The organism is Plantactinospora sp. GCM10030261, assembly GCF_042666615.1.
Classification (GTDB): domain Bacteria; phylum Actinomycetota; class Actinomycetes; order Mycobacteriales; family Micromonosporaceae; genus KBS50.
In genome coordinates this window covers 13,660-32,936 of sequence record NZ_JBHTDD010000020.1, presented here as the reverse complement: position 1 = coordinate 32,936, position 19,277 = coordinate 13,660, and the positions used below count along the sequence as shown (strand labels likewise).

The window sequence follows — 19,277 nt, the reverse complement described above, 5'->3', positions numbered from 1 at the left end:
TCGATGAGTGTTCTAACCGGACGGTCGAGGGGATCGAGACGTCCGGGCGCCGGGCGCTCGGACGGCGCCGGCCGGCCCGTCCGGCCGGAGGATGTACCGCATCGCCCGGGTGGCTCATCGGCCCGGGCGCCGCCGTCCGGACGTATGGTGGGCCGATGGGAATGCTCTGTGCGGTCAGCTTCAACCGGTACGGGCGCCTGTACTACCTCGACCCGGGTGACCTGCGCCCGCAGGTGGGTGACCGGGTCCTGGTACCGACCGACGACGGCCCGGAGGTTGCCGAGTGCGTCTGGGCGGCCCAGTGGGTCAGCGAGGACACGAGCGGGTTTCCCCAGCTCGCGGGCCTGGCCGACGAGGACGACCTGCGCCGGGACGACCTGCTGCGGACCCGCAAGGCCGAGGCCAAGGTCGCCGCCAAGCGGCTGATCCGGGAGCACGCGTTGCCGATGAAGGTGGTGGCCGTCGACCACGTGCTCGACGAGACCGCCAGCGGGGGCCGTACCACCATCTATTTCACAGCACCACACCGGGTCGACTTCCGATCCCTGGTCCGCGATCTGGGCGCCACCCTGCGCTGCCGGGTGGAGCTGCGCCAACTGTCGGCCCGTGACTCGGCACGGGTGCAGGGCGGCATCGGGCCGTGCGGTCGGGACCTGTGCTGTGCCACGTTCCTCAACGACTTCGAACCGGTCACCATCCGGATGGCCAAGGACCAGGATCTTCCGCTCAACCCGCTGCGGATCTCCGGCGCCTGCGGGCGGCTGATGTGCTGCCTGAAGTACGAACATCCCCTCTACGCGGAAAGCACCAACTACCCCGCGTCCGGCCAGCGGATCGAGACGCCGGAGGGGACGGCGAAGGTCGTCTCCCGGCACCCGCCCAGTGAGACGGTGACGGTCCGGCAGATCTCCGACGGGTCCGTCCGGCGATGTGCACTGTCCGACGTCTGCGGGCCTCGTCAGGCGTACGAAAGCCGTTAGCCCTGGTGAGGAGCCGAGCCGTTACTACGGTGTGGCGCCCAGGATGATGGCGATGGTGCCAACGGTGGCCATGAGGAGGGCCGTGCCCGGGTGCATGCCGATCGAGATCCGGATGTCGCGCTTGCGCCAGACGAGCCAGACTGCCGGAAACATAAAGATGATCTTCGAAAGCACGGTCCACGGTGCCCAGAAGTGGTACACCGAGAACAGGACCGTGTTGAGAATGGGCGCACCAACGCCCACATGGGCGATGCGGGGCATCAGGAATCCGCGGAAGTAGATCTCCTCGATGAGGGGAAGGGTGAACCCGGTCAGCGGGAGGCTGATCAACATCGTGATGACAAGCTGTGATTGCGAGTACCCGTCGATGTAGGTGGTGGCGCTGCCGCCCGCGCCTTCGAACGGGATCCAGGTGAAGAACTGGTCGAAGACGACGTTGTCCAGCGGGACGAGTGCGAGGGACACCACGGTCATCCACACGATGAGGCCGACGATGATAGCGGTGAGCTTTCCGCGTGGGATCGGCCTGTCGATGTAGTGCACTACTCCGCGTAGTGTGTAGCGGCCGGTGCGCTTGCGGCCCAACCAGAACAGGCCGAACTGAAGCGGTGCGAGCACGATGACCAGGGCGATCGCCCAGGCCAGGAAGACCGGGTAGTTGATCGCCCTGACGAACGGCTCGGCGAGGAACAAGTAGGCGGCGACGACAAGGGCGCCGGGCACGAGGTGCAGCGTGATCGACAATGGGAGCGAGTGACGGTCGGCAAGGAGCATCTCGACCAAGCGGTTCGGACGGATGCCTTTCGTGGCGGGGATGTCGGTGTTCACCATGCAGCGAAGAATCCATCCGCCCCCTGTCACCGGCCTGTCACGCCCCTGACGCGGCCCGAACAGGCGTTCCGGCGGTGCCGCACCGATTACCGGTGCTGACCCAGGGTCGGAGGTCCCGGTTACCGGAGGATCTTTCCTCTGCCCGTGCCCCCCGCCCCGCGCCACCCTGAACGGGGACAGCGGGCGGCGGGTGCGTCGACGACAGCGGGAGGTCAGGGTGCGGCAGGCTGGCGAGGCGACGCGGCCGGGGACGTCAGATCCCATCGAGGCGGCCGGCCTGACCTCGGCGCAGGCGTCGGCGCGGCTGCGCGCCCACGGCCCGAACATCGTCGGCGGCCAGCCCCGGCGCCACCTCGCGACGCGGCTGCTCCGTCAGGTCGCCGACCCGTTGGTCGCCCTGCTGCTGGCTGCCGCCGTGGTGACCACGGCGCTCGGTGACTATCCGGACACCGCGGTCATCGTTCTCGTGGTGCTGCTGAACAGCGCCATCGGCGTGGTGCAGGAGGTGCGCGCGGACCGGGCCATCGCCGCCCTGGACACCTTGGCCGCGCCGACCGCCCGAGTGGTCAGGGACGGCATCGACACCGTCGTTCCGGCCGCCGAGCTGGTCCGCGACGACCTGGTGCGCGTCGAGGCCGGTGATGTCGTGCCGGCCGACCTGCGGCTGGTGCAGGCGAGCCGGTTACGGCTGGACGAGTCGGCGCTCACCGGCGAATCGGTGCCGGTCGACCGGGAGGCCGGAGCGGAGATCTCGGCGGGAACCGTGGTGACCGTGGGCCGGGCCAGTGGCACGGTGCTGCGTACCGGTGCCGGGAGCGCCCTGGGCCGGATCGCCGCGCTGGTGCGGGGTACCCGGCCCGGCGCCACCCCGCTACAGCGTCGGCTGGCCGGCCTCGGCCGGACGCTGGGCCTGCTGGCAGTCCTGCTTTCCGGGGCGGTCTTCGCGCTCGGCGTGCTCGGTGGGCGACCCGTCGGGGAGATGGCGGTGACCGCGGTGAGCCTGGTGGTGGCCGCGGTGCCGGAGTCCCTGCCGGCGGTGGTGACCCTCGCGCTGGCCTTGGGGGCCCACCGGATGGCGGCGGCGAACGCCATCCCGCGGCGGTTGCACGCGGTGGAGACGCTCGGCTCGGTCACGGTGATCGCCTCGGACAAGACCGGCACCCTCACCGAGGGGCGGATGGCCGTGCAGCGCGCGGTAACCGGGGACGGCGTCCAGTTCTCGGTCACCGGCGTCGGCTACGCGCCGGACGGGGTCGTGTGCCGGGAGGCGACGGTTACCGGAGGGGAACTCCCACGGCCGGGGACCGAGGCCCCGGGCCGGGAGATCGCCGTACCCGATGAGCTGCGCCGGCTGGCCCGGGCGGGGCTGCTCTGCAACGACGCGAACCTGGCGCCACCGGCGGACGGGCGGCCCGAGTGGACGGCGGTCGGTGACCCGCTGGAGGCGGCGCTTGTCGCCTTCGCCGCGCGGAGTGGCCTGGACCCGACGGCCGTCCGGGCCGTCTGGCCGAGGGTCGCGGAGCAGCCGTTCGATCAGGCGAACCGGCGGATGACCACGGTGCACCGGGACCCCGCCGGCGGCTACCTCGTCGTGTGCAAGGGCGCTCCGGAGAACGTCCTGGCCGAGCCGCTGGTAACGGTGACGGACGAGGAGCGCGCCGGGCTGGCCGCCGGCGCGGATCGGCTGGCCGCCCGGGGGCTGCGGGTCCTGGCCCTGGCCGCCGGGCGGACCGACCGGTTACCCGACCCCGCCGCCCCCACCGGCCTGCGGCCGGTCGGACTGGTCGGAATCGGGGACCCGCTGCGAGCCGTCGCGCCGGCCATGGCCGGTCAGTTCGACGCGGCCGGCGTACGACTGCTGCTGGTCACCGGCGACCATCCGGCCACGGCGACCGCCATCGGTGGTCAACTGGGTCTGTGGCGGCACGGTGAGCCGGTGGCGCACGGTGACACTGGTATTCCGGCCGCCGAGGACGCCCGGGTCTATGCCCGGGTGCAGCCGGAACAGAAGCTGGACATCATCGCCGCGTTGCAGTCCCGGGGACATGTGGTGGCGATGACCGGCGACGGGGTGAACGACGCGCCGGCGCTGCGTAAGGCGGACATCGGGGTCGCCATGGGCGGCGGCACCGAGGTGGCCCGGCAGGCCGCGGACCTGGTGCTTGTCGATGACAACCTCGGTACGGTCACCGCCGCGATCGGGGAGGGCCGGCGGATCTACGACAACATCCGCCGGTTCCTCCGGTACGCGCTCGCCGGCGGCTTCGCGGAGATCGCAGTGATGCTCGTCGGACCGTTTCTCGGCCTTCCGGTGCCGTTGCTGCCCGCCCAGATCCTCTGGATCAACCTGCTCACGCACGGGCTCCCCGGGGTGGCCCTCGGGGCGGAGCCGGCCGAACCGGACGCCCTGCGTCGGGGTCCGCGGTCACCCGCGGAGTCCGTGCTGGGTGGCGGGCTGGGCCGGAGCGTCATGCTGGCCGGCTCGCTCATCGCCGCGGTGACCCTCGCCGCCGGGTTGTTCGCCGCCCACGCCGGTCGGCCGTGGCAGTCGATAGTCTTCGTGGTGCTCGGCCTCGCCCAACTCGGTGTGGCCCTGGCGGTACGGACCCGGCGTGCCCCCGGAGCACGGCACCACAATCCGGCCCTGCTGGCCGCGGTAGCCCTGTCGGGGGTGCTCCAGATCGCGGGAGTGCTGGTGGCGCCGTTGCGGCTGCTGCTCGACACCGATCCATTGACCGATATCGAATTGATTGGGTGTGCGGCCGTGGCGGTGCTGCCCGGTCTGATCCTGCGACTGCTGAAGGGTAGATCATGAACGGGACGGTGAAGGATCCGGTCGTCGTCGGTGTGGACGGCTCGGCGTCGGCGCTCGACGCCGTGCGACTGGCGGCGCGCGAGGCGTGGTGGCGGGACCGGCCACTGCGTATCGTGCACGCGTTCATCTGGCCCTTGCTGCGCGTACCGGTGGGTCCGTCACCGTACGGGCCGAGCGAGGGCGGCCTGCGGCACCAGGCTGAGCGGCTGGTGGCTGAGGCGGTTGATGTCGCGGCCAAGACGGTGCCCGACCTCCCGGTTGATTCGGCGATCGTGGACGGTGCCGCGCCACCGGTGTTGCTGCGGGCCGCCCGGGACGCCGAGTTGCTGGTGCTCGGCAGCCGCGGCCTGGGAGGTGTCGGTGACCTGCTGCTCGGCTCCACGGCGGTCCAGGTCACCGCGCATGCCACCTGTCCGGTGCTGGTGGCCCGCGGTGAGCAGCGGGTGGACGGGCCGGTGGTGGTCGGCGTGGACGGGTCAGCACAGTCCACCCGGGCGATCGACGTCGCGTTCGACGAGGCGGCCCACCGAGGTGCCGCCCTGCTGGCGGTGCACTCGTGGCCGTTGCCCACGCCGGTGGGTTGGATGGCGCCGTACGACACCGATGTGCTCGCCGAGGACGAGGATCGGCTGCTGGCCGAGGCGCTGGCCGGAGGAAGCGAGCGGTATCCGGACGTACGGGTGCGGCGCCGGGTCGGGCCGGGCGATCCCGGTCGCATGCTTGTCGACGAGTCGGCGAAGGCGCAGTTGGTGGTGGTCGGTGCCCGGGGACGGGGCGGCTTCGCCGGCCTCCTGCTCGGGTCGGTGAGCCACCGTCTGCTGAACTCGGCCCGGTGCCCGGTGTTGGTGGTCCGGCAGGCGGGTACCGATGGATCGGACTGACCGCCCATATAGTGGAGGAATGAGCATGAAACGGCCGGTCGTTGTCGGCGTCGATGGATCACCATCCAGCGTGGTAGCCGCCGAGCAGGCGGCCGAGGCGGCGGTGGCGCGGTCCTGCCCCCTGCATCTCGTGCACGGCTACCTCCATCCGTTCGGCTACGGCGTGCCGCTGAACCCGTACGAGATGGAGGTGCCGCCGCCCAACGACGATGCGCAGAAGATGCTCGACCAGGCCGCCGCCGAGCTGCGCGACCGGTGGCCGGGCCTGGAGGTCGAGGTACGCCAGGTGGCCGGCGGCCCGGGAGCGACCCTGGTCGAGGAATCGCGTCACGCGGACCTCGTCGTGGTGGGATCCCGGGGGCGCGGCGGGTTCACCGGCCTCCTGCTCGGCTCGGTCAGCACCCAGGTGGCCACCCACGCCCACTGCCCGGTGCTGGTGGTTCGCCCGATCGACGAGCCGTTGCCGGTCACCGGCCCCGTGGTGGTCGGAGTGGACGGCTCGGACTCGGGGCGGGCGGCGGTGGACTACGCGGCCGACGAGGCGGTCCGGCGGAGCACCGGCCTCGTGCTGTTGCACGCCTGGTCGACGCAGTGGGCGGCACCGGTGGCGACCGGAGCGGCCCCCGGCATGGGTTGGCCGCCGGAGCGGTTCGACGATTTCGAGCAGGCGTATCAGGAGGCGGCGACCCAACTGCTCGACGAGGCGGTGGGGGCGGTCCGGGCTCGGCACCCCGACCTGGCCGTTGAGCGGCGCCCGACGCGTGCGATAAGCGTGGAGCAGGCGCTTATCGAGGCCAGCGGGCAGGCGTCGTTGCTCGTGGTGGGCTCACGCGGGCTGGGCGGGTTCACCGGCCTGCTGCTCGGCTCGGTCAGCCGGACCGCCGTGCACCACGCGCACTGCCCGGTCCTGGTCGTCCGAGGCCAGGAAGACCCGGCCGGCGACTGATCAGCGGAGCGTGATCGGCGGCTCGGCCAGGTACGCGGTCCGACTGATCAGCGGAGCGTGATCGGCGGCTCGGCCAGGCGGGCGGTCAGCGGCCGTTCCGGCTCGATCCACGGTGCGTCCGGCGGCCCGTCGGGCTCGGCCCGCCACTCGTGGCAGACCCTGTCCACCGCGATCGGATAGATCGTCAACGCGCCGTCCGGGTCGATGTGCAGCCGCAGGAAGCTCTTGGCGTCCTCGATGCCCTGCCCGGCGAAGAGTTCGTTGAGGTTGACCCCGAACTCGCCGGCGACGAGCAGATACGTGGCGGCCAGCTCGGTGGCCACCAGGCCGGCGACCGGCCCGTACAGCACGACCGCGGCGGCCACCGGTAACGGCCACTCCCACTCGTAGAACGGCAGGCGCAGCCACAGCCAGGTCCCGCCCGCGGCCAGCGCGATGTGCGCCACACCGTGCCCGACGCCCAGCAGCCAGTGCCGGGCGTGCCGCTTGCCGCCGGAACTGGGTGGCTTGGCGAAGAACGCGGCGCCGAGCAGCGTGACCAGCAGCATCGCGATCAGCGGTACGCTGAACAGCCGCTGCTCGGGACCGCCGGACCGATGCGTCGTGGCGCCCGCCATGGCCAGCATGAGCAAGGTGTGCAGGGTGCCGAGGAGAGTGCCGAAGCCGGGGTTGCGCAGCGGTAGTCGACCGAAGATGCCCCAGGAGTAGCGCCGCGAGCGGCTCGCCGACGGGTAGCGACCGGCCAGCTCGTACGAGCGGGTGGGGCTGGCCCGCCGGGATCGGGTGTCCTCCGGCGGCACCTGGATGCGCTCGGGCAGCTTGTGGGTGGGGTAGAGGTACGCGCCGCCCCCGCCGCAGGTGATCAACTGTCGGTCCGGTCCGGCATAGCGGGCGTAGTGGTGGATGTCTCCGGAGATGAGCAGCCGGACGGCGGCGCCGGTGGGATCCACGACCTTCCGGATGAAGTAGTCGATCGAGTCGTACGCCTCGGGCTGGTCGACCGCCTTGACCCAGGATGGTTCCGGGGCCGCCAGGATGACCTTGGAACGCGGGCCGAGGCGCCGCGCGGCCTCCTCGAAGTACGTCAGTTGCGGATCGTCGAGGTACGACCCGGACTGGCCGTCGATCCCCAGCAGCCACCAGTCGCCGGGCAGTTCGACGGCGAAGTACGAGCGGGTCTGCGGGGTGCACCAGCCCCCGACGTTGTCGTCCCGGGAGCGGACGAACAGCCGCAGGAACGCGGTCAGGCCGTCGTACCAGTCATGGTTGCCGGGGATGGCGTACAGGGCCGGGCGTTCCCGGCCGGTCGCGGCGGTGGGCAGCGCCGACTCGTAGGGCCCCTTGCAGCGGTCCTCGTACGCCTGCGCGCTGGCCGTCGGATAAACCTGGTCGCCGCCCATGACCAGCATCTGACCGCGGGGTAGGGCCGTCCCGTCGATCTCCAACTCCGGCCGGGAGAGCAGGTAGGCCACCGAGTACGTCGCGTCGAAGCCGTCGCCGAGGTCCGCCACGAAGTCGACCCACAGCCCGGCTGCCGTACCCGGCTGCCGGTGGAGCTGCCGTGGCAATGAGCCCTGAAGCTCCCGTTTGTCCAGGTACGCCCCGAAGAGCATGGCCAGGACCGTTCGGAGTCCCGTGAAGACGAGGAGCAGCGGTGCCAACCAGGGGACCGGTGCCCGGCGGGTGTAGCCCAGTTCCTGCGGGTCGAGGCTTCGGGGTCGACGGGGAGGTGCCGATTCGGCCCCGGACCGCTGCGCGGGTGCCGGGCTGCCGGCGGCGGTGGCGCTGTCGTCGGCGTTCGGGCTTCCCGCGGCGGTCGTGCTGGGCCGCTGCGCGGCTGCCGGGCTCGCCGTGGTGGCGTCGCTGGGCCGCTGCGCGGCTGCCGCTCGATCGTCCGTCACCGGCCGGAGCCTAGCCGCCCGCTCCGTGCCATGCTGTCCAGTGCCCGACGGTCGCCTCCGTGCCGCCCCGGGCCTGATTGATCGTGGATTCCCGGTGCCCCCGGAGGGGCCTCATGAATCCACGATCGCCACGGGAAACCCCTGTGGGGGACGGTCGGGCCGTGCCGTACACTTGACCGCTGTTGCCGCCTTAGCTCAGTCGGCTAGAGCGACGCACTCGTAATGCGTAGGTCGACGGTTCGATTCCGTCAGGCGGCTCGGTGCCGAAGCCCAGGTCAACGACCTGGGCTTCGCCGTTTTCGCGGGCCGGCCTGGCAGAACGTGCGAGCGAACGCGCTATCGCGCGAGCATGCCGCGCAGGATTCTGACGATCTCAGCAGGCGCCTCCTCGGCCATGAAGTGGCCGGCTGACGTGGTGTGGTGCTCCAGGTCGGTGGTCCAGGCGCGCCACAGCGCGGCGGCGTCGAAACCGAGGGTTGTTCCCCAGTCCTGTTGGACGACGGTGACCGGCATAACCAGCCGGTTCCCGGCGGCCCGATCGGCCCGGTCGTGGTGGATGTCGATCCCGGCCGAGGCGCGGTAGTCGGCGACGATGGACGGGACTGCCTCGCGCGACGCGCTGAGGTACTCCGCCCGTACGTCCGCGGGGATGGCTTCCGGATCCCGAGCCCATGCGTCGAGGAAATAGCCGAAGAAGGCGTCCGCGCTGGCGCTGATCATCTGCTCGGGCAGGCCGGGTGGCTGGGCCATGAGATAGAGGTGGAAGGCGACCGCCGCGTTGGCGCCGTGCAGAATGTCCCACATGTCCAAGGTGGGCAGCACGTCGAGGGAGGCGAGGTGGGTGATCGTGTCGGGATGGTCGAGGCCGGCGCGGATGGCGACCAGGGCACCACGATCGTGCCCGGCGAGGGCGAACCGCTCTTGACCGAGTTCGCGGGCGACGGTGACGACGTCCGCGGCCATGGTCCGCTTCGAGTATGTGCCGCCGTCACGCTCGGCGGGCTTGTCGCTGGCACCATAGCCGCGAAGGTCGGGGCAGATCACGGTGTGGTCGGCAGCCAGATCGGCGGCGACGTGACGCCACATGAGATGGGTCTGTGGGAAGCCGTGCAGCAACACGATCGGGCTGCCGGAGCCGCCCACCCCTACGTGCAGCAGCACGTCCTCCTCGACGGCGATGCGCTGATAGTCGAAACCGGGAATGGTGGTAGCCATCGTTCGTACCCTTCTGCTCGGCAGGTGTCTTCAGCGTGCCGGTCGCCGATGAGCAACCGATGAGCGCGATACGTTGAGCTGCGACACGGAAGGGTGGTTCGCTCGGTGCGGGTCGGATTCGGCGTTCTCGGTCCGGTCGTCGCGTGGGACGAGAGCGGCGCGTCGATCGACCTGAAAGGGCCGAGGCACCGCGCGGTGCTGGCCCGGCTCGTCGTGGCCCACGGCCGGGTCGTCCCGGTCGGCCAGCTCGTCGACGATCTGTGGGAGGAGCCGCCCCCGGGTGCGGTGAGCGCGGTGCGCACGTTCGTGGCCGCGCTGCGGCGTGCGCTGGAACCGCAGCGCCGACCACGTGAGCCGGCCCGGCTGCTGGTCACCGAGGGGCCGGGCTACGCGCTGCGGGCCGCGCCGCAGGCGGTCGACGCCTGGCGATTCGCCGACGCGGTCGCCGACGCGTCCGCCGCGGTGCCGGACGAGACCCTCAACCACCTGGACCGCGCCCTGAGCTGGTGGCGAGGTCCCGCGTATGCCGGCTTCGACGAACCATGGGCCCGCGTCGAGCGTTCCCGGCTCGAACAGCTACGGCTGAACGCGGTCGAGCGGCGGGCCGAGGCACTCCTGATTGTGGGGCGAGCCGTCGACGCCGTACCGGATCTCGACGCCCACGTGACCGAACATCCGTGGCGGGAGGAGGCGTGGCGGCTCCTGGCTCTCGCCCTGTATCGCGCGGGCCGTCAGGGCGATGCGCTGGCGGTGTTGCGCCGGGCCCGCGGCCGGCTCCTCGAAGAGCTCGGTCTTGATCCGAGTTCGCGCCTTCGCCGCTTGGAGACGGACATCCTGCGTCAGGACCAGCGGGTGAACGGGCATCTTGACAATGCAGGCCCGGAACAGGTCTGGGCGGAGGCCGCGGCGGCATACGACCGCACCGTGGCCTCCGGAGCCCCGGCGCGTCTCGAGTCCACCATCGGCCTGCTGAGAAGTCTCGCGGTGGCTGGACCTGGCGGGCTCCAGGCCGCGAGGGACCAGCGACCCGCGGCTGTCGCCGCCGCCGAGCGGCTGGGCGACCCAGAACTCACCGCCCGGGTGATCGGCGGCTATGACGTACCCGCGATCTGGACCCGCTCGGATGATCCAGAGCGGGCGGCGCAGATCGTAGCGGCCGCCGAGCGGACCCTGTCCGCCCTTCGCCCCGGCTCGTCCGACGCCACCCGGGCTCGGTTGCTGGCCACCATCGCGGTGGAGTCGCGCGGCACCCGGTCGGCGCGTGGGCCGGAGGCAGCCCGGGAAGCGGAGCACATCGCGCGCCGCCTGGGCGATCCGGCCCTGCTCGCCTTCGCCCTCAACGGCGTGTTCATGCAGACGTTCCAGCGCGCCGGCCTCGCCTCCGAACGGGACGAGGTCGGCGCCGAAATCGTGGCGCTCGCCGCCCGGCACGGTCTGGTGACGTTCGAGATCCTCGGGCATCTCGTCCGCCTGCAGGCGCGCAGCGCACTCGGGGACTTCTCCGGCGCGAACGGCCACGCCGCCGCCACGACACAGCTCGCCGCGCGGCATGGGCGACCGCTGGCCAGCGTCTTCGTCCAGTGGTACGAGGCGTTGCGGCTGGCAGCGACCGGGGCGTCACCGCAGACCGCCGAGGCGGCCTATCGCGAGGCGGCGGTGCCGCTGTCCGACGCGGGCATGCCCGGGGTGGAGCGGGGTCTCCTGCCGCTCGCCCTGCTGTGCCTGCGGGTGTGGCACGGCCAGCCGGCCGGCTTCGCCGAAGACACCGACTGGGGGCCCTACCTACCCTGGGCGCGTCCGCACGTCCTGCTGGCTCAGGACCGCCCGGCCGATGCCGCCGTGGCCCTGCGTCGAATCCCGGAGCCCTCACGCGACCTGCTGTTCGAGGCGCTGTGGTGTCTCACCGCCCAGGCCGCCATCACGATGGACGACCGGGGCGTCATGGAACGGGCCAGGACCGAACTCGCACCTGCCAGCAAGGAACTGGCCGGAGCGGGTAGCGGCATGCTCACCATCGGCCCGGTCGCGCACCACCTCGGTTGCCTCGCCACCGCGCTCGGCCGCACGCGATAGCCAGCGCCGCTGGGGTCACCTCCCCGGGAGCAGGCAGGCCACCAGAAACGTCGAGGGTGGACCCGCCTCAGGTAACGTGCCGGGAGTGCCGCACTCCTTCGCCGACCTGTTACGCCGTCACCGGCACGCCGGCCAGCTGACCCAGGAGAGCCTCGGGGAACGCGCCGGCATCAGCGCCCGATCGGTGCGGGAACTGGAGCGTGGCCGGGCTCCGCGACCACGCTCCGTCGAGCTGTTGGCGAACGCTTTGGGCCTGGTCGACGTCGACCGCGCGGAATTCGTGCACGCCGGCACCGCGCTGCACTGGGCCAACCGGGTGACGCCGGCCATTGCGCCGCTGGGTATCCCGCACCACCTTCCAGCCGACCTTCCCGATTTCGTCGGTCGCGCGAACGAACTCGGTCGCGCCGCCGAGGCGCTGCTCGACGGCCGTCTCGTGGTGATCTCGGGGCCGCCCGGTGTGGGCAAGACCGCGCTAGCTGTGCATACCGGACACGCCGTCGCCGACGCGTTTCCCGACGGACAACTCTTCGCCCTACTCCGCGACGCGGCCGGTGCTCCGGTCGATCCGGCCGACGTGGTGGCGTACCTGCTGCGCGAACTCGGGGTTGACGGGTCGGCCGTGCCGGCCGGAGCCGCCGCCCGCGCCTCGCTGTTCCGCTCCCGGCTCGCCGGCCGACGAATACTCGTCATCCTCGACGACGCCGCCAGCCACACCCAGGTCGAGGCCATGCTCCCGGCCGGGCCCGCGGCGGCGATCGTCACTGGACGCCTCCCGCTGACCGGCCTGCCTGGGGCAACCGCGCTCGACCTGCGCCCGCTGCCCGGTGACTCGGCGGTCGAGCTATTGGGACGGGTGGCCGGCTCGGACCGGGTGGCGGCCGAACCGTGCGCTGCGGCGGCGCTGGTGGAGGCATGCGGCGGGTTGCCACTGGCCGTGCGGGTGGCCGGCGCAAAGCTCGCTGCCCGTCCGCAATGGACGATAGCGGCGCTGAGTGAGCGGCTCGCCGATGAGCGAGGCCGCCTCGACGATCTGAGGCACGGCGACCTGTCCGTGCGGCCGGGCCTCGAGCTCATCCACCAGGGCCTCGACGCCTCGGCGGCGCGGGCGTTCGCCCTGCTCGGCGCCCTTCCGGTACGGTCGGTTCCCGACTGGACGGTCGCCGAACTGCTCGGCACCGGATCGGCCGAGGGCATGGCGGCCCTCGACCAACTCGTCGACGCCCGGCTGCTCGACCCGGACGGGCGCGCCCCGGCCACCGTGCCACGGTACCGCCTGCACGACGTGACCCGGTTGTTCGCGCGGGAGCGTCGGGAGGCCGAACTCACAAGTGCGCAATGGACGGCCGCGCTGGAAAGGGCGGCGACCGGATGGTTGGTACGGGCCCGCCTCGCTGGCGCGGCGTTGGCCTGCGAGCGGTATCACCTCGACGACGACGGACCCCTTCCGCTGGTGGGAGTTCCAGCAGCCGTCGCGACCTGCCGGACTCGCCCACTCGACTGGTTCGAGACCGAACGGCAGGCACTCGAAGAGGTTGTTACCGCGTGCGTCGACGCAGGGTTGACCGCATTGGCCCGTCGCCTTGCCGGCCGGTGCGCCGACTTCTACGAGCTGAGCGGATATTACGACGACTGGCTGCGCACCGCCGAGACCACACTGGAAGGTTGCCGGAAGGCCGGCGACCGCACCGGTGAGGCGCTTATGCTGCGTTCGCTGGGAACGGCGCTGGTCGAGGTCGATCTGCCAACGGCTGCGTCCACCCTCGGCGAGGCGAAGGCGCTCGCCGCCGAGGTCGGGGACCGGGATGGCGTCGCGATGGCGGGCAAGGAACTCGGCTTCGTGTTCGGGCTTATGGGTCGGCTTGCCGAGGCCGAAGCTGAACTATGCGGAGCCATCGACGGCTTGGCGGACGACCGGCTCCCCAACCGTGCCATCGCCTTGTGCAGCCTCGGGTTCGTGCACCGCCAACGGGGTGACACGACCGGCGCGGTGCGCTTCCTCCGACGGGCCTCGACGATCGCGCGCTCGTGCGACGACCCGTTCGCGCAGGCGTACACGAACCGCGGGCTCGCCGGTGCCTACCTGGCGAACGGCCAGCCGGGACCGGCCGAGCGGGCCGCCGCCAAGGCGGCGACTCTGTTCGCCCGCATCGGGGATGTGATCGGCGCCGCGCAGGGCATGCGCGTTCGCGGCGAGGCGCTGGCGGCCGAACCCGGCCGGCTCGCCGACGCCGAGTGGGTCCTGCGAGCCGCCGCGGAAGCGTTCCAGGCACGGGGCCACGATTGGGGCTTCGCGCTCGCCGAACTCAGCCTCGGGGAGGTCGAGACGCGGACAGCGGCGCCGGGTGCGGCCGCACGGCTGCGCCGGTCGTTGCGGTACTGGTCCAAGGAAAACGTTCCCGCGCTACGAGCACGCACGCTCGTGGCCCTCGCCGAGGCGGTCGACCGCGACGGCCGACCAGACACGCGGCTACTGCGGCGCGCCCACCGGATCTACCGTGACCTGTCAATGCCCGCCGCCGATACGATCGCTGCGCGGCTGGTCGAACTCGAAGGCCCTCCCGTCTCGGACCCGACGCACCGGACCTCGAACCCGGCGGGACCGATACCGGCCGGGGTGGACGGCGATTGATCGGCGGATCGCACGAGTCAGCCGCCACCGGAAGTGGGATGCGTCGGCAGGGACATGCGTCGGTACACGACGGGTCCGATGACGGTCGCGGGCGCGGGCGCGACCGGATCGCCGCCGACGCGCCGGACCACCACTCCGATCAGTCGGTCGCCGGCCACCAACCCGAAGCGGCGGGAGTCGACACTGAAATTCGGGTTGTCGCCGACCACCACGTACCGGTCGGCCGGGACGGTGGCGCCATCGCGGGCCCAAGCGGGAAGCCAGCGCGGGAACGGATCGCCCGGCACCGCGGCGAGCCGCTTGACTATCAGTGGCGCGGGTGGTCCCGGGGAGCCGCCGGCCCGGCAGGGCACCGGTTCCCGGAGCACGACCACGTCACCGGCTCGCACGCGGGACGCTGGGCGACGCCGGGCAAGCACCCGGTCGTCGGGGTGCAGCGTCGGAGTCATGCTCACACCGACCACCGTGACGACCAGCACTCGGCGCCGCGAGGTGACGCCCAGGCCGACCACGCTGGCGATCGCGCACAGCGTCACCAGGAACCACGTCACCTGAGCACCTCCCGGTAGCCGGCAGCCTGCAGGTCGAACAGCTGTGCGTAGCTACCGCGCTGGGCCATCAGGTCGTCGTGGGTGCCGCGTTCGACAACGTGACCGTCGCGTATGACGACGATGATGTCGGCCTCGCGCACCACGCCGAGCCGGTGGGAGATGAGCAGCGAGGTGCGACCGCGGCGCAGGGTCCGTAGCCGCCGATGAACCTCGTGCTCGGCCTCGGCGTCGAGGGACGAACTGGGCTCGTCGAGGATCAGCAGGTCTGGTCGATCCCGTACCACGCCGCGGGCGATCGCCACCCGCTGCCATTGCCCGCCGGAGAGCGTTACTCCCGACGGAGCCTCGTCACCAAGGCCGGCATCCGGGAGGAGGATCCGGGTCAGAGGTGTGTCGTAGCCGGCGGGAAGCCCTTCGAGCGTCGGATGTACGCCGGCCGCCCGTGCTGCCGACTTGACCCGCTCCCGGTCGGGCAACACACACCCGTCATCGATCGCGATATCGCCGATCGCGACGTTCTCGTGGGCGGTCAGGTCGTAGGCGACGGCGTCCTGGAACACGGCGCGTACCCGTGCCCGTAGGTCGGCTGGGTCGAGGGTTCGGATATCGATGCCGTCCCACAACACCACGCCGCGTACCGGGTCGTACAGCCGGCACAACAGCTTGACGAGGGTGCTCTTGCCGGCGCCGTTGAGACCCACGACCGCCGTGGTGCGGCCGGCGGACAGCGTGAGGTCGACGCCGCGCAACACCCACGGCAGGTGGTCGGCGTACCGGAACCACACGTCCCGCAGCTCGATGCCGGTCCGGAGCGGCGGCGCCGGTACGGGATCCGGCCGCACCGGAAGGTCAGCTTCGACGTCGACGACGGCGGTCCAGTGTCCGAACAACAGCAGCGCCTGGTGCACCGACACCAGGTCGGTGACCAGTCCACCGAGGGCCGCCTGCACCGCGGCGACGGCGGCTACCACGAGCGCGATGTCACCGACGGTCAGTTCACCGGCCGCGGCCGCGCGCACCGTCCACAGCAGCAGACCACCAGCGACGACCGCGCCGGCCAGCGCCAGCATGCCCTGCACGACCAGCTCGCGCCGGTCGACCCGGCGGTGCGCGGTGTTGATGGAGCGCAGCTCGGTCAACATCCGGCCGAACAGGAACCAGCCGGCGCCGAACAGCCGCACCTCCTTCGCGGTGTCGACGTCGACGAGAAGGTTGGAGTAGAACATCTCGCGGCGTTGCGCCCGCCCAACCCGGGCCACCATCGCGGCGCGGCGCCGGCTCAGTGCCAACTCGGCGTAGACCGAGGGGACGGCGCTGAGCAGCACCGCCACCGCGATCCACGGCCCGAGCAGCAGCAGGGTCGCGGCGAACCCGGCGATGGTGAGCGCGCCGCGCACCATGCCGAGACCGGATTCGACGACCGTGACGGGTGCTCCGGTGCCGGACGTCCGGGCGACCTGCAGGCGGTCGAGGAACGCCGGGTCCTCGAAGTACCGCAGGCCGACGAAGCGGTTGACGACCGCGTACAGGTCACGGGTCGCGGCGAGCAGTACCCGCCGTCCCGTCTCGGTACGCAGGTACCGGGTGGCATGCGGTACGAGTGCGGTGGCGACACCGGCGATCGCCAGCAGCACGGTGAGTCCCACGAGGCCGGTCCACTCCACGCGGCCGGCGGCCACCCGGTCGATGACGGACTTCATCAGCCAGGCAACGGCGATCGGCACGCCGCCGCTGGCGACCGACATCAGCAGGTACCAGGTCACCTGTCCGGGCGCGGCTCTGAAGGCGAGTCCGAGCGCCCGCCCGGCGCGGGCTGTCATGGAACGGGTCAACCGACCGTTGCCGTCTCGACCTCGGTATCCCGCTCGACGATCGGACCGAGGTCGTAGTCGGTAGCGTCGACCTCGCCGTCCCGGATGAGCAGGAACGACGGGTACCCGGTCACGCCGAATGCCTGCTGCACCGGACCGAGGTCGGGTTCGACGACGACGGTTGCGACGGCGCTGAGTTGCTCGATGTAGTCGGCCGACGCTTCCGGAGTCCCGGCGATGACGGCGAGCACGCTGTCCCGCCCACCGGGCCGCTCAGCGGCGTGCCGGACGAACCCGGGCAGCCGCTCTGCGCACGGCTTGCACGACGGGGAGAGGAACCCGATCAGCGGGCGCTCACCCAACGAGGCGAGGGTGACGGTGCGCCCGTCGACGGCGGACGCCTCGAACGGCGCCACGTTCGCACCGGCCGGGAGGGTCGTCGCGGCGTCACCCATCGGGGGGCGGCTGCGCAGGTCGGCCAATTCGGTGGTCTGCTCCCGTAGGCGGCGCACGACACCGATGGTCAGCAGTAGGTTGACGACGGCGATCAGCCCCACGAGGGCGACGGTCGCGGCCAGGTACGGCATCGGATCTCCTTGACGACGAGACAGTCCGGCGGGTGCCGGCGGGCCGGTCAGCCGGCCCGCCGGGTCACCCCCTGTTGTTCAGACGGTGGTCAGCACTCGTACTTCACTTGGATGGTGCACCCGCCGCAGGTGTACTTCTTGCCGTCGTAGCAGCACTTGCGGTACATGCCGTAGATGCCCGAGCAGTAGCACCACACGTTGCTGCAGGTGACGGCCTTCGCCGTCGCCTTCGGCGCAACCAGGGCGAGCAGGCGGTCGGACACTGCCGTGATGGTTCGCGTCATTGGATCCTCCCGTGACCCGGCCACGGGGTGCGGCCGGACAAGATCCATCAAAGAGTTCGGATGTGGCGGGCACCAGGATGTCCGACCGGACGTTTGAGCCGTTCCCGTACGACCGGAGCGGCGGGCCGTGGAGAACCGAGGCGATGGTCAGGCAACCAGCCGCACGGGTAGGAGGGCGAGAACGACTGTTGCGGCGACCGCCAGCAGAATGCGTGGTGTCCGAAGACCGCGCCACCACGGGATCATCCAGAGCAGCAACCACAGTGCGCCGGCGATGACCACGTGCCCGCCGATCACGCCGAGGGTGGTCTCCTCACACCTGTTGTCGGCCAATGCCTCCCGACACAGCGCCGGCTGGCTCAGGGAGCCGTCCCGGAAGCTGGCCAGGACCCCCGCCATGCAGGCCACCACCGGGGCCGCCACCAGGGTGAGCAGCGGCGTAACCAACCATCCGGCGAGATCCCGGCGCCGGTCCTTGAGCCATCCCACCGGCAGCAGGTTACTGCCGGACATCGGTGCTGAGTAGGTCCCGGCCGCCGGTGCACCGCCGGTTCGCCCACGGCTTGGTCGGCATACCGACTCCGTTCGGCGCTGGATGGGTGCAGACTCGGCGGGAGGAGAGGGGTCTGGCATGGGCGCCACGGTCGCTGGGCTTGAGCTGTACGCGGGGCCGCCGGTCCTGGGTGGGCCGGATGATCTGGACGGGATCATCCGGTCGTTCATCGACGACGCGGTCGAGTCGCTGTTGATCGCGGTACAGGAGATCGACTCGGAGTTGATCGCCAAATCGATCCTGGCGGCCAAGGCCCGCAAGGTGGCTGTGCAGATCATCCTGGAGGGCAGCTATCTCACCGAGGAGACGCCCCCGACGGACCCCTGGCGGGTCGGCGGCGAGAACGAGGTCAACCGGGCTATCCACGCGGCATTCCTGCGCGCCGGGATCGACGTCATCACGGACCTCAATCCGGCGATCTTCCACCAGAAGTTCGTGGTACGCGACCACGGCGAACCGACCGCCGCGGTGCTCACCGGTTCGACGAACTTCACCCGCACCGACACCGGCACCAACAACGGCGGGGGGAACAACCTCAACCACGTCCTGATCCTGCACGGGCAGCGGGCGGCCAGCCAGTACCGGGGCGAGTTCCTCCGGATGCGCTCCGGCACCTTCGGCCAGTTGCACGAGCGGGTGGAGCCGAAACCGGCGGAGTTCCGGCTCGCCGGCATCCGGGTCAAGCCGCTGTTCGCCCCCCGGCACGGCCCGGAAATGGAGATCATGAAGCAGATGCTGAAGGCGGCCGTCAGCATCGACTTCGCGATGTTCACCTTCGCCCAGTCCTCGGGCATCGACGACACGATGGTCCGGCTGGTGGGCCACGACCTGCCGATCCGGGGCGTGCTCGACCGGGGCCAGGGGGCGCAGCGGTGGGCGGCCACCACCGGGCTGCGGGCCGCCGGCGTCCAACTGTGGGAGAACAGGCCCGGCACGGGCGTCCGCAAGCTGCACCACAAGCTCATGGTGATCGACGAGCGGATCGTCATCCTGGGCAGCTTCAACTACACCGGCCCGGCCACCACGCTGAACGACGAGAACATCATCGTCCTGGGCGACCTGGAAGAGACGGACGTGGCTGCCGAGGCCACCCAGCGGGGGTTCGCCGCCTTCGCCGCCGCCGAGATCCAGCGCATCATCACCGACCTCGGCCGACCCGTCACCTGACCATCGCGCAGACAGCGCGACCTGGTGGAGCGGGGCTGCGGGCCGGAGGG

General features: G+C 71.4%; 15 protein-coding genes and 1 tRNA gene. 8 read left to right on the top strand and 8 right to left on the bottom strand.

All coding sequences use genetic code 11. From position 1 onward, the window contains the following. Positions 1-155: 155 nt before the first annotated feature. Entirely contained in the window at positions 156-980 is an 825-nt protein-coding gene (locus tag ACFQUZ_RS22135) for a stage 0 sporulation family protein (RefSeq protein WP_377445417.1), read from the top strand. A gap of 24 nt (positions 981-1,004) precedes the next feature. On the opposite strand, the gene ACFQUZ_RS22130 is transcribed toward ACFQUZ_RS22135, so the two are convergent. Next, a complete protein-coding gene (locus ACFQUZ_RS22130) occupies positions 1,005-1,811 on the bottom strand; it encodes a CPBP family intramembrane glutamic endopeptidase (protein WP_377445414.1) in 807 nt (268 codons plus the stop codon). 217 nt (positions 1,812-2,028) lie between these two features. Between ACFQUZ_RS22130 and ACFQUZ_RS22125 the strand changes: the two genes are divergently transcribed. Genes ACFQUZ_RS22125 through ACFQUZ_RS22115 form a run of 3 tightly spaced genes read left to right on the top strand, consistent with a single transcriptional unit; the run spans position 2,029 to position 6,453 of the window. After that, positions 2,029-4,626 carry a cation-translocating P-type ATPase gene (locus ACFQUZ_RS22125; protein ID WP_377445412.1) on the top strand — a complete coding sequence of 866 codons (2,598 nt, stop codon included), beginning with the start codon at positions 2,029-2,031 and terminating at the stop codon, positions 4,624-4,626. Further along, positions 4,623-5,507: a universal stress protein gene (locus ACFQUZ_RS22120; RefSeq protein WP_377445409.1), complete on the top strand. Its 885-nt coding sequence runs from the start codon at positions 4,623-4,625 to the stop codon at positions 5,505-5,507. The genes ACFQUZ_RS22125 and ACFQUZ_RS22120 overlap by 4 nt, the downstream gene beginning before the upstream one ends. Positions 5,508-5,526: 19 nt before the next feature. After that, positions 5,527-6,453 (top strand): universal stress protein, encoded by a 927-nt coding sequence (locus tag ACFQUZ_RS22115; RefSeq protein WP_377445406.1) that lies wholly within the window; start codon positions 5,527-5,529, stop codon positions 6,451-6,453. 47 nt (positions 6,454-6,500) lie between these two features. Here ACFQUZ_RS22115 and ACFQUZ_RS22110 read toward each other — a convergent pair whose 3' ends face one another. Beyond that, positions 6,501-8,354 (bottom strand): metallophosphoesterase, encoded by a 1,854-nt coding sequence (locus ACFQUZ_RS22110; protein WP_377445404.1) that lies wholly within the window; start codon positions 8,352-8,354, stop codon positions 6,501-6,503. A 184-nt stretch (positions 8,355-8,538) separates the two neighbouring features. Between ACFQUZ_RS22110 and ACFQUZ_RS22105 the strand changes: the two genes are divergently transcribed. Next, positions 8,539-8,612 (top strand) — tRNA-Thr (locus ACFQUZ_RS22105). Between the two features lie 78 nt (positions 8,613-8,690). Here ACFQUZ_RS22105 and ACFQUZ_RS22100 read toward each other — a convergent pair. Then, positions 8,691-9,569 (bottom strand): alpha/beta fold hydrolase, encoded by an 879-nt coding sequence (locus ACFQUZ_RS22100; protein ID WP_377445401.1) that lies wholly within the window; start codon positions 9,567-9,569, stop codon positions 8,691-8,693. 105 nt (positions 9,570-9,674) lie between these two features. On the opposite strand from ACFQUZ_RS22100, the gene ACFQUZ_RS22095 reads away from it, so the two are divergent. Both ACFQUZ_RS22095 and ACFQUZ_RS22090 read left to right on the top strand, forming a co-directional pair. Next, positions 9,675-11,642, top strand: a complete 1,968-nt coding sequence (locus ACFQUZ_RS22095; protein WP_377445398.1) for a BTAD domain-containing putative transcriptional regulator — start codon at positions 9,675-9,677, stop codon at positions 11,640-11,642. 85 nt (positions 11,643-11,727) lie between these two features. Then, a complete protein-coding gene (locus tag ACFQUZ_RS22090; RefSeq protein ID WP_377445395.1) occupies positions 11,728-14,274 on the top strand; it encodes an ATP-binding protein in 2,547 nt (848 codons plus the stop codon). Positions 14,275-14,291: 17 nt separating this feature from the next. Here ACFQUZ_RS22090 and ACFQUZ_RS22085 read toward each other — a convergent pair whose 3' ends face one another. The 5 genes from ACFQUZ_RS22085 to ACFQUZ_RS22065 all read right to left on the bottom strand — a co-directional run bounded on the left by ACFQUZ_RS22085 (position 14,292) and on the right by ACFQUZ_RS22065 (position 18,020). Next, entirely contained in the window at positions 14,292-14,825 is a 534-nt protein-coding gene (locus ACFQUZ_RS22085) for a S26 family signal peptidase (protein ID WP_377445393.1), read from the bottom strand. Continuing rightward, on the bottom strand, positions 14,822-16,645 hold the full coding sequence (locus ACFQUZ_RS22080; protein WP_377445390.1) for an ABC transporter ATP-binding protein: 1,824 nt from the start codon (positions 16,643-16,645) through the stop codon (positions 14,822-14,824). Before ACFQUZ_RS22080 ends, ACFQUZ_RS22085 begins: the two co-directional genes overlap by 4 nt. An 8-nt stretch (positions 16,646-16,653) precedes the next feature. Beyond that, positions 16,654-17,223 (bottom strand): TlpA disulfide reductase family protein, encoded by a 570-nt coding sequence (locus ACFQUZ_RS22075; protein WP_377445388.1) that lies wholly within the window; start codon positions 17,221-17,223, stop codon positions 16,654-16,656. Between the two features lie 89 nt (positions 17,224-17,312). Continuing rightward, entirely contained in the window at positions 17,313-17,507 is a 195-nt protein-coding gene (locus ACFQUZ_RS22070) for a hypothetical protein (RefSeq protein ID WP_377445385.1), read from the bottom strand. Between the two features lie 147 nt (positions 17,508-17,654). Then, entirely contained in the window at positions 17,655-18,020 is a 366-nt protein-coding gene (locus ACFQUZ_RS22065) for a hypothetical protein (RefSeq protein ID WP_377445382.1), read from the bottom strand. Positions 18,021-18,138: 118 nt separating this feature from the next. On the opposite strand from ACFQUZ_RS22065, the gene ACFQUZ_RS22060 reads away from it, so the two are divergent. Then, a complete protein-coding gene (locus ACFQUZ_RS22060) occupies positions 18,139-19,227 on the top strand; it encodes a phosphatidylserine/phosphatidylglycerophosphate/cardiolipin synthase family protein (RefSeq protein WP_377445380.1) in 1,089 nt (362 codons plus the stop codon). Positions 19,228-19,277 lie beyond the last annotated feature (50 nt).

Coding starts and splice junctions, on each gene's coding strand:
- ACFQUZ_RS22060 (WP_377445380.1), top strand. CDS start 18,139: ATGGGCGCCACGGTCGCTGGGCTTGAGCTGTACGCGGGGCCGCCGGTC.
- ACFQUZ_RS22135 (WP_377445417.1), top strand. CDS start 156: ATGGGAATGCTCTGTGCGGTCAGCTTCAACCGGTACGGGCGCCTGTAC.
- ACFQUZ_RS22130 (WP_377445414.1), bottom strand. CDS start 1,811: ATGGTGAACACCGACATCCCCGCCACGAAAGGCATCCGTCCGAACCGC.
- ACFQUZ_RS22075 (WP_377445388.1), bottom strand. CDS start 17,223: ATGCCGTACCTGGCCGCGACCGTCGCCCTCGTGGGGCTGATCGCCGTC.
- ACFQUZ_RS22070 (WP_377445385.1), bottom strand. CDS start 17,507: ATGACGCGAACCATCACGGCAGTGTCCGACCGCCTGCTCGCCCTGGTT.
- ACFQUZ_RS22100 (WP_377445401.1), bottom strand. CDS start 9,569: ATGGCTACCACCATTCCCGGTTTCGACTATCAGCGCATCGCCGTCGAG.
- ACFQUZ_RS22115 (WP_377445406.1), top strand. CDS start 5,527: ATGAGCATGAAACGGCCGGTCGTTGTCGGCGTCGATGGATCACCATCC.
- ACFQUZ_RS22065 (WP_377445382.1), bottom strand. CDS start 18,020: ATGTCCGGCAGTAACCTGCTGCCGGTGGGATGGCTCAAGGACCGGCGC.
- ACFQUZ_RS22120 (WP_377445409.1), top strand. CDS start 4,623: ATGAACGGGACGGTGAAGGATCCGGTCGTCGTCGGTGTGGACGGCTCG.
- ACFQUZ_RS22080 (WP_377445390.1), bottom strand. CDS start 16,645: ATGACAGCCCGCGCCGGGCGGGCGCTCGGACTCGCCTTCAGAGCCGCG.